General features: G+C 47.3%; 12 protein-coding genes. 8 read left to right on the top strand and 4 right to left on the bottom strand.

The window, feature by feature from the left end:
- The first annotated feature begins 57 nt into the window (after positions 1-57).
- Positions 58-807, top strand: coding sequence for a class I SAM-dependent methyltransferase (locus ARB69_RS04505; RefSeq protein WP_055151398.1), 750 nt, complete (start codon positions 58-60; stop codon positions 805-807).
- A gap of 175 nt (positions 808-982) precedes the next feature.
- Here the strand turns inward: ARB69_RS04505 and ARB69_RS28010 are convergent, their stop codons facing one another.
- Both ARB69_RS28010 and ARB69_RS04500 read right to left on the bottom strand, forming a co-directional pair.
- Positions 983-1,357, bottom strand: a complete 375-nt coding sequence (locus ARB69_RS28010; RefSeq protein WP_330377524.1) for an EAL domain-containing protein — start codon at positions 1,355-1,357, stop codon at positions 983-985.
- 41 nt (positions 1,358-1,398) lie between these two features.
- Positions 1,399-3,084, bottom strand: a complete 1,686-nt coding sequence (locus tag ARB69_RS04500) for a PTS sugar transporter subunit IIC (RefSeq protein ID WP_330377523.1) — start codon at positions 3,082-3,084, stop codon at positions 1,399-1,401.
- A 255-nt stretch (positions 3,085-3,339) separates the two neighbouring features.
- Here ARB69_RS04500 and ARB69_RS04495 point away from each other — a divergent pair, with 255 nt between their 5' ends.
- From ARB69_RS04495 to ARB69_RS04470, 6 genes are all read left to right on the top strand, one after another.
- Positions 3,340-3,987: a GntR family transcriptional regulator gene (locus ARB69_RS04495; RefSeq protein ID WP_242857526.1), complete on the top strand. Its 648-nt coding sequence runs from the start codon at positions 3,340-3,342 to the stop codon at positions 3,985-3,987.
- Positions 3,988-4,011: 24 nt separating this feature from the next.
- Positions 4,012-5,355, top strand: a complete 1,344-nt coding sequence (locus ARB69_RS04490) for a hypothetical protein (protein WP_242857525.1) — start codon at positions 4,012-4,014, stop codon at positions 5,353-5,355.
- Positions 5,356-5,379: 24 nt separating this feature from the next.
- Entirely contained in the window at positions 5,380-6,357 is a 978-nt protein-coding gene (locus ARB69_RS04485) for a threonine ammonia-lyase (RefSeq protein ID WP_050640695.1), read from the top strand.
- A gap of 40 nt (positions 6,358-6,397) precedes the next feature.
- A complete protein-coding gene (locus tag ARB69_RS04480; RefSeq protein WP_055151389.1) occupies positions 6,398-7,408 on the top strand; it encodes an asparaginase in 1,011 nt (336 codons plus the stop codon).
- Positions 7,409-7,441: 33 nt separating this feature from the next.
- Positions 7,442-8,860: a purine-cytosine permease family protein gene (locus ARB69_RS04475; RefSeq protein WP_055151386.1), complete on the top strand. Its 1,419-nt coding sequence runs from the start codon at positions 7,442-7,444 to the stop codon at positions 8,858-8,860.
- 130 nt (positions 8,861-8,990) lie between these two features.
- Positions 8,991-9,752 carry a creatininase family protein gene (locus ARB69_RS04470; protein WP_050640692.1) on the top strand — a complete coding sequence of 254 codons (762 nt, stop codon included), beginning with the start codon at positions 8,991-8,993 and terminating at the stop codon, positions 9,750-9,752.
- Between the two features lie 120 nt (positions 9,753-9,872).
- Here the strand turns inward: ARB69_RS04470 and ARB69_RS04465 are convergent, their stop codons facing one another.
- Entirely contained in the window at positions 9,873-11,429 is a 1,557-nt protein-coding gene (locus ARB69_RS04465; RefSeq protein ID WP_083487016.1) for a response regulator, read from the bottom strand.
- Positions 11,407-13,233, bottom strand: a complete 1,827-nt coding sequence (locus ARB69_RS04460) for a sensor histidine kinase (protein ID WP_055151380.1) — start codon at positions 13,231-13,233, stop codon at positions 11,407-11,409. The genes ARB69_RS04465 and ARB69_RS04460 overlap by 23 nt, the downstream gene beginning before the upstream one ends.
- A gap of 195 nt (positions 13,234-13,428) precedes the next feature.
- Here ARB69_RS04460 and ARB69_RS04455 point away from each other — a divergent pair, with 195 nt between their 5' ends.
- Positions 13,429-14,733, top strand: coding sequence for an ABC transporter substrate-binding protein (locus ARB69_RS04455; protein WP_055151377.1), 1,305 nt, complete (start codon positions 13,429-13,431; stop codon positions 14,731-14,733).
- The last annotated feature ends 14 nt before the right edge of the window (positions 14,734-14,747 follow it).

The following is a 14,747-nucleotide window of genomic DNA, read 5'->3' as shown; positions in this document are numbered from 1 at the left end:
GCAGCAACCCATGCAGAAACAGGAAAACAATAACATTTTGCATGGGAGGAATATATAGTGAAAGAAAATAAATATGAAGATAAAATATTTTTTGAAAAATACAGCGAAATGAGCCGTTCAAAGGACGGCCTGAAGGGCGCAGGCGAATGGTCCGAGCTGCAAAAAGTACTGCCGGATTTCCGTGGAAAGCGGGTACTGGATCTGGGATGCGGCTACGGCTGGCACTGCAGCTATGCCGCACAAAATGGGGCAGAGTCCGTACTGGGCATCGATATCTCAGAAAGAATGCTGGCGGCAGCGCAGGATAAAAACGGCCATAAGAGTATAGAATACCGCATGTGTGCCATGGAAGACCTGGAATTTCCGGACGATACATTTGATGTTGTATTGAGCTCCCTGGCATTTCATTATGTGAAAGATTTCGAGGGGATCGTACGTAAGATCAGCCGATGGACGGTACCGGGAGGGAACTTTGTGTTCTCCGCGGAGCATCCGGTTTTTACAGCCTCTGGTTCACAGGACTGGTATTACGATGCCGCGGGGAATATCCTGCACTTCCCTGTCGATAACTATTATTACGAGGGGGAAAGAGAAGCAGTATTCCTGGGGGAACGGGTGATAAAATACCACAGGACGCTTACTACATATTTGAATACACTTCTAATAAATGGATTTGAGTTGAGAAATATTATAGAACCACAGCCGCCGGAAGAGATGATGGGGATACCGGGGATGAAAGATGAGATGCGCAGGCCTATGATGGTGATTGTGTCAGCGTTCCTGAGAGAGTGCTCCAAATGCCCTTGAAGCAATATGGTAAAACGGGTATAGAGGTGTCCGGATGCGGTGTAAGACAGCTAGCTGGAATAGAAGTAAAAAATAAGGAAAAACGGGGGGCCCGTTTTTCCTTATTTTTTACTTTATTCCAGCTAACCGCCCCGCGATGCATCCAGTCACCCCATATTCGTTTTACCAGATTGCGTTAATGGCGTGTTCCCTCCGCTATATATTCTTTCAGACCTGAAAGTTCTAATGGTTTGCTGTAGTAGTAGCCCTGGTAGAGGTCGCATCCCAAGGCTAGGAGGAGGTCCCTTTGTTCTTTGGTTTCTACGAATTCAGCTACAATCCGGAGTCCGAGTCCTCCGGCCATATGGATGATGCTGGAGATGATTTCTTTGGAGCGCTCGTTGGTCTGGATCTGGGATACGAGCTGGCCGTCCAGTTTTACCTCGCTGAATATTCCTTCCTGCAGGTAGAGGATGGAGTTGTGGCCCATGCCGAAATCGTCCAGACTGAACTGGATTCCGTAGTTTTGGAGAATTTTTACATCCTGGCTGAGTGTTTCGGATACGCGCATCGCCGCACGTTCAGTTACCTCGAGTACCAGGTGGACAGTTTTTAAATGATAGCCTGTATAATTTCGTTTACCTTTTCAAAAAATTTCTCTTCCTCCATCTGCTTTGACGAAATATTGTAGGATAGGAAAATCTCTTTTTCTGTATATTTCTGGATCTCCAGGGCGTCTTTGCATGCCCGGTTCAGGAGATAATAACTCAGTTCATTTAGAATGCCGCTCTCGTATGCCAGGCCGATGATGACCGGCGGGGCGATGTATCCTGCTACCGGATGTTTCCAGCGGAGCAGGGCTTCGACTCCATGGACCTTTTCCTGTGCGGTCAGCTGAGGCTGGTAGAACAGGTCGATCTGGCTGCGGCGCAGAGCATTGCTCAAATCCATGGCAAGCGTCTTGGCGTAATAGTTGTCAGAATAGTCGTGGCTCAGGAACAGGGGGATGCTGCCGCTCTTTTCGCCGGCTGCCATATCCTCACTCATGCGGCGGACCGCCTGTTGGAAGTCCTGGGTCTCCCTTTTCTCGCTGCGCCTGATAAAGGGGATATAGATCAGGACGCCGAGGGCTACATTAAAAAGCTGCAGTATACTCCCCGCGATGGAACCTGTGGCCTCATAACCACTTAGGAAGAGCGGGATGGTCCATTCCACGGACTGTGTTACAACGGGGACCAGGCCAAACCAGGTAGCCAGGGTGCTGGTAAGCGTCAGCACTACCGGTGTCAGGAGGAAAGGAACTGCCATCGTAAAGTTAAAGATGATAGGAAACCCAAATACAGCGATTTCGCTGATGTTGAACAAAACGGAGGGCAGCGCCACATGTGCAATCTTCCTGTGATGGCTCTTGCGTGACGCAATGCACAGCGCCAGAACAAAGCTCAGGGCACAACCGCAGCCGCCCAGAAATACAAAGGTGTCCAGAAACGTCTTGGAAAAGATCTCAGTCGGAGCCATTCCCGCGGTCAGCAGCGTTTGATTGATTGCTATTTTATCTTCAAATAAAGTCTGGGACACTGCTTCCAGTGTGTTCGTGCCGTGGATACCGAAAAACCAAAGTGTATGAGTAATAATAACATATAGAAGGATACCAAATATATTACCGCTGATCCCCCGAAAGATCTGCAGGAATATATAGGAGCCAAAGTTTGTAATATTGCTGCTGCCCCAGGCAGAACGAAGCAGATAACCAACCACGGTGAAGACTAAAACAATTAATATGGCAGGGACAAGGCTCTGGATCGTCAGGTTAAACAGATATTCGGCGCCTGTTGTATGGAGACGCTCCAGCCGGCTGCCCAGTTCCAGGATCTTTCGGAACAGCACACAGGATAACAGGGTAATACACATAGCCGTAAATACCCATTCCGCGCTGAATATGTAATCGTCCTGGCTTTGGATTCCTCCACAGAAAGCCAGATAAGAGCAGATGGATATGATGGGATAAAGGATAAAGCGGTCCGGTTCCGCCAAAAGTCCGTAAGACAGGCTGATCGTGATGCACAGCACCATGGCAAGGGATCCCAGAGTAACGGTGTAAACCGTATCCAGAAGCGTTGCTGCGCCCCCATTCTGCCAGGTCTCCAGAAAAAACTGATATCTGTCATTTGGAAAATTTCTGAACAGCAGCGAAAAGGAGCCCATAATCAGAAACGGGATGGCAAGCGTCAACCCGTTCCTGACAGCCCTGGCCAGAAATGAATTATGAAAATGCGTAGAGAGAGTATGAGGATTCATGATTACTCCTTATCCGCTATCAGCTGTACCAATAGTCTAAATGGAAGATACGTACTTTTATCTATTATACACGCTAACAGAAGAGATGTCATTGATAACTTTTAATATCCATATTGTGGAAAACATCTTGTGCCCTATACAAAGTTCACAATAAGTATTGACAAAGAATTAATGGCTTGTTAATATTAACTAAAATACATCAGTGATATATCACTGATACATCGTTAGAATATGACAGGAGAAAGGAGGCTGGAGATGGCAAAGAAACAGTCTATGACAGAAAGGGTGCTGAATGAGCTTCGGAATGATATTATCAACTGGAACTACAATGAGAACGATATGATTACCGAGGCCGAGATCTCCCAGAAATTTGGAGTCAGCAAGACCCCGTCCAGGGAAGCGCTGAATTACCTGTGTATGGAAGGATTTCTGGAGAAGATTCCGAACAAAGGCTACCTTGTCAAAGGCATTTCCGTCATGGAACTGCAGAGTCTGTTTCAGTACAGAGGCATCTTAGAAAAGGCCTGTGCGGAAATGGCGATCCAGTATGCAACAGCCGATGAACTCAAGTTTTTACAGGAACTGACTGAGGAGCACGTGAAGAAGGCGGAGGGCAGTACTTATCAGGAATACAGCGAGATGAATATGGATTTTCATATGTCCGTTGCATATTTGTCCCGCAACAGGTATTTGGTGTCTGCATTGGAGAATGTGCTCAACAACCTTCGAAGGGTCTTTGTCCGGGAATGGAAGAGCTCCGGCGCCAAGGCGCTTCTGGAGGCACACATGGAGCTGGTGGAGGTGCTGATCAAACGGGATGTGGAGCAGGCAAAGCAGTATGTGGCAAGAGAGCTGGAAGGTGCGGAATACCGTATTTACTTTCGGGATACAAGAGGTTACTGAGAACAGGTAAAAGAGGTGATGAAGATGAAACAGATCAAAGTATTGCTGTGGTTTGATGTTGAAGACTATCTGACGGCGGAATCGGACGATGCATTTTATGATATCCTCCGGATTCTGGATGAGTATGGAGTGCGTGCGACACTGAAGTTCTGTACAAAAAAGGTGGAACTTTTACAGAAAAAGGGGCGTACCGATATTCTTGAGAAGTTAAAGCGGCATGAGCTCTGCTTCCATACAACGGAGCACAGTATTCACCCGCTGCCCACGGAATACCTGGAACATTACGGGTTCCGGGAGGGGACGGAAGAATTCTTCCGGAGGGAATATCCGGGCTTTTTGAAGCTGGCGGAGCTTACCGGACAGCATCTGATGAGCTACGGCCATCCGGGCGTGGCATGGGCGCCGCAGGCATTTGCAGCATCCAGAAGGATGGGAGTACCTACTTATATGGACGCACATCCGATCATGGACGTGAATGGCGGGATATTCTGGTATGCGGGCCTGTACTGTATGACTGGGCTTGTGAATCTGATCCACTCCAGGCATGAGCCAAATCAGCTGGAGCACATGATCCGGGCTTTTGATGAAATGGATATGCGTGGGGAGGACGTTGTATTCCTGAGTATTTATGATCATCCGACAGAGTTAGTGGCGGAAGAGTTCTGGGATGAAGTGAATTTTGCCGGAGGGGTAAACCCCGTAAGTTGCCGGCCGTCACCGCTTCGCAGCCAGAAGGCATATGAAGATAACCTGGAGGCGCTCCGGGGATTTCTGAAATATACGGGGGAGAAGGAGAATGTAGAATACATAACGGCCACAGAGGCCATGCGCTATGAAAAGCAGAGGCTGGTTCCCTTGCAGGTATCAGATCTGAAGGAATATGCAGAGGGATTTGACGGCGGAATTACGTATCATTCCCTAAAGGGCGGTATGCTTGCACCGTCTGAACTGCTGACTTTGCTTGCAAAGGCAGTGACAGGCAGAATGCTTGTTCCGGAACTTTTGTACGGACCGGAGAAGGAAGAGCGGTCTATTGTTCACGCAGCAACCGTCAGCGCGCAGGAACTTGCGGAGGCAGTCTTAACGGAACGGGACTACGTGATGGGATATCCCCAGTTAAAACCGTTGTATCGGGTGGGCGATGATTTCCTGAATCCGGCAGATCTCTTCTGCACATTGGCGAAAGCGCTTCGGGAAGGCACGGATACCGTGGAGGTGCAGACGGGACGATTGGCGGCAGCCGACCATGTGGATGAGTCATATCAGTTCGGCGGAAACTGGATCGTATGGGCGGAAGACTTTGATGCTCCGCATATTGTTGAGCAGACGAAACTGCAATGCTGGACTTTAAAGCCGGCTGTAGTATAGAGGAAGAAGAGAGGAGGTATTAATATGGATTCCGCAGGAAATCTGCAGATTGCAGATGTCATGATGGCTAAAAGACGGATACAGGATTATGCAAGAGTAACGCCGCTGATCCGGGCGGAAGGACTGGAGAAACTTTTTGGAGGTGCTGAAGTCTGGCTAAAGCTGGAAAACCTGCAGCATACAGGATCTTTTAAAGTGCGGGGGGTTGCCAACAAGATGCTCAGCATGACGGAAGACGAGAGAAAACGAGGGGTCACAGCAGCTTCCAGCGGGAATCATGCGCAGGCTGTAAGTTATATGGCCAGAATGCTGGGAACCAAAGCGGTGATTGTGATGCCTGAAAATGCCCCAAGGACAAAGGTTGCGGGGGCAAAAGGGTATGGGGCTGAGGTGGTGCTCTGCGGATTTACCGGAGAAGACCGGGACCGGAAGTGTGAGGAGCTGATCCGGGATTACGGATACTGCCTGGTGCATTCCCATATAGATCCCTATGTCATTGCCGGACATGGGACGGCGGCTGTTGAGGCATGGGAACAGTGCGGCGGTTTTGACGAAATTGTGGTGCCGTGCGGAGCAGGAAGCCTGACGGCCGGTGCAGCATTTGCAATAAAGCAGATAGATTCGGGGGTCTGTGTGACAGCGGTGGAACCGGAACAGGTTCCCAGATTTACAGAAAGCCTCCGTGCGGGACATCCGGTTACGGTAGAGATGGGAACGACCATTGCAGACGGTCTGCGGGTAAGCAAGGCGGAAGAGATTAATTACCGGCTGATCCGGGATCATGTGGACCACCTTCTGACCATAGATGAGGATCATATCTCACGTGCAATGAAAGAAGTGGCTCTTTTGGGCAAGATTACTGCGGAGCCTTCGGCATGTGTCGGTATAGCGGCGGCAATGACCGGCAGAATTGATACCAGGCCGGGCAGAAAAATATGTTTTGTCATTACCGGAGGCAATATAGATGCTTCGATGCTGCAGCAGGCACTGGCAATTGCGTAGAACAGGTGCCCGTGAATATCAGGAAAGGTGTAATTAGGTTATGAAGAAGGTATTGTTATTGACCACGGGAGGTACGATCGCGGCCAGACAGGGAAAGCAGGGACTTACCCCGGATATTAAATGCGGGGATATTCTGGATATGCTTCCCGAATTAAAACAGCATTTTCTGATAGAAAGCAAGGATATACTGAATTTGGACAGTTCCAATATTCAGCCGGAAGAATGGCAGTACATCGCAAGAATTGTGGCGGAGAGGCTTCCGGATTTTGACGGAGTCATTATTACACATGGAACCGATACAATGGCTTATACGGCTTCCGCTTTAAGCTATATGCTTCAGAACCTGAATAAACCGGTGGTATTCACCGGTGCGCAGATTCCGATTGAGCAGATGTTCACAGATGCAAAACGGAACCTGCAGACGGCGTTTGCCGCGGTGGACGCGGGGATCCCAAGGGTTATGATTGCATTTGACGACAAGATCATCAATGGATGCAGGGGCGTGAAGGTTCGGACCCTTGGATTTAATGCATTTGAGAGCATTTCGGCGCCCTACCTGGGCGAGGTGTATGCGGACGGCGTACACCTGTATGATAAACTGGATATCAGCGGCAGAGAAGGAAAGGATTTCTGCCTGAAAGAAAATCTTTGCCCGGATGTCTTTTTACTGAAGCTGATTCCGGGAACCAACCCGGATATATTTGACAGGTTGCTGGAAATGAAATACCGGGGAATTATTATAGAAGCATTCGGTGCAGGCGGGACACATTTTGAAAGAAGAAACCTGGTCCCTAAACTGGAGAAACTTATCCACAGCGGGATTTCTGTAGTTGCGAGGAGCCAGTGTTTATACGAGAAGAGTGATTTCTCTCTTTATGAAGTTGGGAGAAAGCTTTTGGATTGCGGGGTGATACAGGGAAGAGATATGACGACGGAGGCAATAGTTACAAAACTGATGTGGGCCTTGGGCCAGACAGAAGACAGCAGCAAAGTGAGGGAGATATTCAATACGGATTATGCCGGCGAGGTTACGCTGGGATACGGTAAATAGCCCGGGAATGAGGGTAAGATTAAGGAGGTATTTATGCAGGAGAAAGTAAAAAACATAGCACCGGAGGAAACAGTTGACGAAGAATTCATGCTGGAAGCCGTTCCTATGAAAAAACGCCGTTCTACCTACAGCCAGGTCATGGTATGGGTAGGGTTTGGCTATGTGGCAACAGGCCTGTTTGTCGGCGGTACGCTGGCAGGCTACGGCGGTGCTCCGGGACTGAACCCCGGGGAGGCAATTCTGGCGATAATCCTGGGGATGGGGGCATTATTCGTAATGACTTCCCTGCTGGGAGTAGCGGCACAGAGGACGGGACTCAATCTGGCGTTAATTTCCAGATACTCATATGGAAGCAAGGGATTTATCATACCAATGGCAATGATGGCACTTATGACATTCGGCTGGTTTTCCAGTATCGTAGGTATGGTAGCCGATATCTGGGGCGGCCTGATCGGCAATCCATCCGGCATTATTGTATTCAGCCCGGCGGCATGGGGATACCAAGCGGTACCGGATATTACGCTGGAAGTCCTGATTGCGGTTGTTGTATGGGGTGTTGTATTTACATACAGTGCGGTGAAAGGGATCAGTGCAATCGAAAAAGTTGCCAAATTTGCATGTCCGATTATTCTGGTAGTTGCCATTGTAGTAGGCGTGGGGATGATGAGAGAAGGCGGCGGCTTTGGAAGTTTTATGGATAAAGCAAACCATCTCGGAGGCCTGGGGCTTGGGACTGGTATCACGGCGGTTGTAGGAAGTTGGATTGCCGGCGCAGTTATGGGCGTGGATATGTTCCGTTTTAACAAGAGCGTTAAGGCGGTGTGGCTGTGTGCTGCATCCTGCTTTATTTTCACCAATCCGCTGCTTAACATTGTAGGTTATATCGGAAGTGTAAGCGTAGGACAGTATAACTATGTGGCATGGATGATGGGACTGAATGTGGTATTTGCATTTATCGGTGTATTCGCATGGACCACGTCTCTGTGGACAACTGATAACAGCGAGCTGTACTGTAACTCCCTTTATACAGGGCCGATCCTGGATGCTGTTGGCATTAAGGCAAACAGAAAAGTGCTGGTTGCGATCTGCGGTATCCTTGGAACCATATTAGGGGCAATCGGATTTTACCAGATATTCTTTGCGAACTTCATTAATACATTGGGAGCAATGGCTCCGCCGCTGTGTGCACCGATCCTGGCTGACTACTATCTGATCGGGCATAAAAAGTATGACCACAAACTTCTCCATAAACAGCCGAAATGGCGCTGGGCAGGAATCGTTTCTTTTATCGTGGGCGCTGCACTGGGATATATCTTCCAGTACGTTACAACATTGCCGTACAACCTGCCGGCAGGTCTGTTTGCAATGATCGTATCGCTGTTTGTATACTATATCATCTATCGTTTTACACCGGATAAGAAGGAAGACGAGAAATTAATGGAGACTTTGTAGTATTGCTGCAAAAGCAAGGTATACCCAAAGGGCGCCCCGTAATGCATGCCCCGCGGGCGGTTTTTTAAGCAAGCTGAAAAAAATAAGGTATAATGGAATTAGCAGATCAAAAAAAGAAAGGGGTTTTAAAATGAAAAAAGTATTTTTAAATGAATTCAGCGCTCTGGAGGTGCAGGAATTACTGAAAAATGCAGACCAGGTAACAGCGATCACCTGTTTCGGATCCTGCGAGAGCCACGGCTGGCACTGCTGTCTGGGACCGGATTATTTTGTCCCCACAGAGGTGGCAAAAAGAGTGGCGGAAAAGCTGGATAATGTCATTGTAGTTCCATGCGTTCCATTTGGAACATCCATCCATTACAACCAGTATCCAATGTCAGTCACCCTTCGTTATGATACAGAAATCGCAATCGCAGAGGACATATTTGAGAGTTTGATCAACAACGGAATCAAACATATCTATATCCTGAACGGGCATGACGGAAATATACCGGCGCTTGAGATTGCGGCGCATAACGTAAAGAACCGCCATAAAGACGCCAAATTCCTCTATCTGCCTGACTGGTGGACCAAGGTAGGCCCGATCATGGGAGACCGCTTCGAAGTATGGAACGGCCTGGGCCACGGCGGAGAGGGCGAGACATCCATCATGATGGCTGTACGTCCTGAACTGGTGAACCTGGAGCATGCCAAGAGCCAGGTACCGGAGAAGGTGATCGAGATCAACGAGACAACGGGCATCATCTGGGATATTAAAGAGATCACAGAGACCGGAGCTACGGGAGATCCGACCAAGGCAAGCATCGAAAAAGGGAATCAGATGCTGGATATCCTTGTTGGACTTGTGGCCGATGCGATTGAAGAAATGAATAAAAACGGGTGGACTTACTAGATCGAAGAAGCAGCATGAAAATAAGCACTGGAATGCAAGTCATTCCGGTGCTTATTTTATACTCCTAAGGCTTTCTGAAACTTACGAATTGAAAAATGATAGCAGGGACTGTTTACACTGCTACATGTTCCGGTATTCGTTCGGGGACAGACCGGTAGAATTTTTAAAGCTTCTGCTGAAATAATGCTGATCAGAGAACCCGAGCATTTCACTGATTTCCCGGATGGAGAGCTCGGGGTTCAACAAAAGTTCTTTTGCATCCTCGATTCTCAGCGAATTGATTAATTTCAAAGGGGACTGCCCCTTTTGCTTTTTAAATATTCTGGTCAGATAGGAGTGGTTAAAATGATATTTATCAGCCAGATCAGTTAGATTCAGATTTTCCCGGTAATGGAGGCGGATATATGCATCAAGTTCCTCTATCGTAACCTCTATATCAGTAGGAATCGCTGAGGTTAAGGCGATCCAGTGTGCAAGTTCTGAAGCGATCATTTCACCGGAAGCAAGCAGATCATTTTGTGTTTCCAATATATCAAAGACATGCAGGTACATCTTTTCATAGTCGTGATCCGAGATATATAAGTCCTGCTGCAGCATGTTTAATAACTGCATCAGTACCTTTTCCACCCAGGTCTGGGGATAGGGATGCTCCTTCCATTCTTCAAACAACTGCATCAGTGCGGTTTTGAAACCGGCAGTGTTATTGGATGAAATCATGGTATGCATGTAGCTGACAGAAACCTTTGAAAGAATTGCGGGGGGAAGGATAGGATCCTCTGCCGGCAAAGCTATTAAGGAAGACTTTCCAATTACAAGGGAAGAGAGCATACGGTTTCTCAATGACTGGAGAGACTGATTCAGCAGCGGGAATGTTACGTAATTCCTGTCATAGACAAGATTAACGGTGGACGTATGCAGGGATTGCTGTATATATTGGAAAATCAGCGGTGCAGTGCATTCCGGAGGCCCGGATAACTCCGCCGTAACCAGTAAGAATATATTCTTGTTTTCAAATGGAAATATCCAGTATCCCGAGCATGAAAATTCCGCATCATTGACCAGCGAATCCCAGGAAAAACGGGGCAGTGAATCCGGCATACCGGAACAGATGGCGGATTCAGAAAAGTGTTTGTGTTTCTGGCTGCGCAGATAGAGATTATCCAGGCAGACTAAAAATAAGGAAAAAGAAGTCTGACCGAGTGTCCTGCTTAACTTAACCAATTCGGGCGGGAATTCTTCGGCGTTCAGCTGGTGCCGCAAGGTGCGGTATATATCCGCCTTCTTTTTTCCCATAATAGCATCCCTGAGTGAAAACAAAATATTTTTCAGCTGCTCCGGCTGCAGCGGTTTTAAAAGATAATCCTTTACGCGATAGGTCAGCACTGTGCGGGCATACTCAAAATCATCGTAACCACTGACGATAACCGTTGAAATATCGGGATAATCTTCATACAGAATCCGGGCCAGTTCCAGGCCGTCCATAATGGGCATCCTGATGTCTGTAAAAACAATATCGGGGGGATTGTCCCGGATGATTTCCAGCGCTTCTTTTCCATTATAAGCCTCCCCAATAATCTGAAAATCGGGGGATACTGCGGATATTTTCTTCTGGATGTTTTTTAAAAGAAGGTTTTCATCCTCTACGACTAAAACCTTAATCGGATAATTTTTCATCATTCTTATCTCCTATGTTTTGTGTCAGGGGACCGCCGATGGTAACACACGCCCCGTTTCCGGGAAGGTTATCTAAACTGAAAATGAGGTCCTGCTTATATTTTAAAAAGAGCCTCATATAAAGGTTCAAAATCCCCATGCCATTTATGGAAAGCTCGGGAAGCGGCTTCTTCCAGTCGATTTCCAAAACCTTCTTATGAAAAGAATCCAGAAAATCGGGCGGAAAACCGGAACCGTTGTCCTTAACCTGTATGACCCAGCAGGAGTCCTTAATATATCCGGTTATATGTATCACCCAGGGAGGATCCACATTCAGTGCGTATTTGATACAATTTTCAACCAGCGGCTGAATGAGCAGCCGGGGAACCTTGATTGGTGAAAGGGAATCATCCATATTGATATGAAACTGGATTCTTTCACCATATTTTACCTTGATCAAATATATATAGGAACGAAGATGTTCCAGCTCCTGCCAGAGCGCCACGTCCATTGAAGAGTTGGATGACATATAGCGCAGAAGAACAGACAGTGAATCACACATTTTAACCGCCTGCTCATTTTCCCCATCTTCGGCCAGAATACTGATAGAAGCCAGAGTATTATATAGAAAATGCGGATTCATCTGTGACTGCAGTGCCAGCATCTTGGCGTCGGCAGCCATGGTATGGGCAGAAATGGCATCCTGCAGCGAGTCCTGCAGATTCTGCTGCATCTGTTCAAAGGAGCGGTACAGAGAATCCAGTTCCTTGAAGGTACTTTTATAATCCGGCAGTTCGTATGAGCTTAAGTTGTCAAAGGTAAGAGCATGCGCCGTTTGCTCCAGCTTCTTCAGCGGGATGGTCATCTTATTGGCAATCTGCCAGGTGATAAACAGGAGCAGGATTAATAATAGGAAGGATGCAGTAATCAAAAGCGTCCGGAATTGATAGAATGAAGCGAAAATCTTTGATTCTTCTGCAGTGACAAACACGGTCCAGTTCGTAAAGTCGGAAGCATGGCACGCGAACAGGGTGGAAGCGTTATCCCGGGTTTGGTAAATCGTGGACTGGGGGGCGGACTCCGGTGACCTTGCGAGCTCCAGCATACGTTTTTTCAGGTTCTGAGGGGGTCTGGCCTCATAAGGATATACCAGTGTCCCACCGCTGTCATAAACGTATATATGTTTGATTTCCTTTTGGTTGTGAAGCGCGTTCTTTATCTTTTTATCTAAATAAGAATACTCCAGCTGCAATTCCAGAACTGCAGTCTGATTCATGGTATCATCCGGGGAAAAAGCGCGGCAGAGAGATACGACCGGGGTCTCGGAGCTGTTAAGCTCGGGAATATGAGGCGGTAGGATCTTTTTCTTGCCATAAGCTAAAAGGGTTGGGTTAAACCAGGAGATCTCGTGAAAACTTTCCGGATCCCGGATGGAAAAAATACTGTTATTGCCTACATAGATATAATGTCCTTCGATGTCTGCAATGTTGAGGCTCATATGGTTGAAAGAAAGCTTAATAATATCAAAAAGCGTGGTGGAAAATGCCAGCTTATTATTATAGGAATCGATATCATGGGAATATAGATCCCGGACAAGATAGGAGTGGAGTGGATCAGAGCTGACAATACGTTTGGAAAGCTCATCAATCTGCTCCATCTGTGCATCCAGGAGTGTGGAGATATTATCACAGTCGGCCTGGAGCTCGCTGGTTGCATTCTTTTGGAGTGTGTTGCCCAAAATAATATAAAGAATAACCATAAAAATCACAATAATTGGGAAAATCAATGCAGCGTATCTAAAAAAAAGTTTAGAGTGTAGAGATTTCATTTATTGCACCTCGTTTCACAATTAGAGTACTCAAATATTACTTATAAAAATTATAGAGGAACTAATGAGAAAAATCAATAGAGCCGGAAAGCTGGTACAAAATGTGCACAACATCAGGTAGATTTTTTCTAAAGCTTTATTTGAGAAAGACGATATAATAGCATTATAAGGTTTACAGGAAAAAGGAGGAAGGATATGAGAAACAAAAAGTTAGTAAAAATGACAGCTATGGCGGCCACCGCGGCAATGATGATGACGCTTGCGGCAGGATGTGGGAATTCGGGTTCTGATACATCGGACAAGAAAGAAGACGCCACGGCATCAAAAGGCGGATCAACAATCACAATCGCGGCGTCCGCAGGATGGGTAAAGGACATTGATAAAGAACTGGCGGCAAAGTATGAGGAGGAATCAGGCAATACGATTGAGTGGCAGGTCAGCCCGGACGATCAGTATGAGAATGTACTGAACTCCAAATTATCGGTAGGGGAAGGCGCGGATATCTTTTACATACGTTCCGGAGTAACGATCAACAAATACCAGCCGGAGAAATACATGATGGATATGTCGGATCAGGAATGGGCGTCCCGTTACACCGACTGGGCAAAGGAAGGCGTATCGAACGACGGAAAAATAGTACAGTTCCAGACATGGAGCGTAGACGGCTGGGGAATCCTGTATAACAAGGACATTTTTAAAGAAGCCGGCATTACAGAAGTTCCAAAAGACTATGAGAGCTTTAAAGCGGCATGCGACAAAGTCCTGGCAGCAGGCAAAACTCCAATTTATGAGCCGGGCGCAGCACAGTGGCATCTGGGAACCTGGCTGGGCGGAATGACAACCCAGGAAGAGGCAGAGAACGAAGGATTTTATGCAGGCCTGAATGATAACAGTGAAGTCTTTGCAGGAAAAGAAGGACTGGCAAAATCACTGGATCAGATGGTTGAACTGGAAAAAGCCGGATACTTCGGCAAAGACTTTATGGCAAACACCTGGGAAGACATGGTAGCCAAGATGGCATCCGGCGACTATGCAATGGGCGTTGTATACACCACATTCCCGGCAGAGGTCGAGGCAGTGAATCCGGAAATGACACAGGATACCTGGGGCATGTTCCCGATTCCGTTGAATGACAACAAAGAATTCGGCGTATCCGCAGGCGGAATTGGACGTTGTGTAAATAAGGATACAAAAGTAGCGGACGCTGTTATGGACTATTTCGAATTCTTATCACAGCCGGAGAACCTGACCGCATATTATGATGCACGAAAAGACCTTGGACCATGTTCCTTCACCGATATCCCGGGTAATGTGCCGGCGGCATACGAAGACGTTATAAACAATGCATCAGGCACAGGATTTACGGCGGAAGACGGTGTTTTATACTGGGACAACGCACAGGTTGGAAACTTAATGCAGGGCATGTTCCTGGGCAACTCCAGTGCAGAGGATGTACTCAAAGGGATTGATGACCTCAGACAGCCGAGTTTTGGCAAATAGGGAATAAGTTATAC

It is taken from the genome of Faecalicatena contorta (genome assembly GCF_001404335.1).
GTDB lineage: Bacteria > Bacillota > Clostridia > Lachnospirales > Lachnospiraceae > Faecalicatena > Faecalicatena contortus_B.
This window is presented reverse-complemented; position numbering and strand designations above follow the sequence as displayed.

Coding starts and splice junctions, on each gene's coding strand:
- ARB69_RS04470 (WP_050640692.1), top strand. CDS start 8,991: ATGAAAAAAGTATTTTTAAATGAATTCAGCGCTCTGGAGGTGCAGGAA.
- ARB69_RS04485 (WP_050640695.1), top strand. CDS start 5,380: ATGGATTCCGCAGGAAATCTGCAGATTGCAGATGTCATGATGGCTAAA.
- ARB69_RS04455 (WP_055151377.1), top strand. CDS start 13,429: ATGAGAAACAAAAAGTTAGTAAAAATGACAGCTATGGCGGCCACCGCG.
- ARB69_RS04460 (WP_055151380.1), bottom strand. CDS start 13,233: ATGAAATCTCTACACTCTAAACTTTTTTTTAGATACGCTGCATTGATT.
- ARB69_RS04500 (WP_330377523.1), bottom strand. CDS start 3,084: ATGAATCCTCATACTCTCTCTACGCATTTTCATAATTCATTTCTGGCC.
- ARB69_RS04465 (WP_083487016.1), bottom strand. CDS start 11,429: ATGATGAAAAATTATCCGATTAAGGTTTTAGTCGTAGAGGATGAAAAC.
- ARB69_RS04475 (WP_055151386.1), top strand. CDS start 7,442: ATGCAGGAGAAAGTAAAAAACATAGCACCGGAGGAAACAGTTGACGAA.
- ARB69_RS04490 (WP_242857525.1), top strand. CDS start 4,012: ATGAAACAGATCAAAGTATTGCTGTGGTTTGATGTTGAAGACTATCTG.
- ARB69_RS04480 (WP_055151389.1), top strand. CDS start 6,398: ATGAAGAAGGTATTGTTATTGACCACGGGAGGTACGATCGCGGCCAGA.
- ARB69_RS28010 (WP_330377524.1), bottom strand. CDS start 1,357: ATGCGCGTATCCGAAACACTCAGCCAGGATGTAAAAATTCTCCAAAAC.
- ARB69_RS04495 (WP_242857526.1), top strand. CDS start 3,340: ATGGCAAAGAAACAGTCTATGACAGAAAGGGTGCTGAATGAGCTTCGG.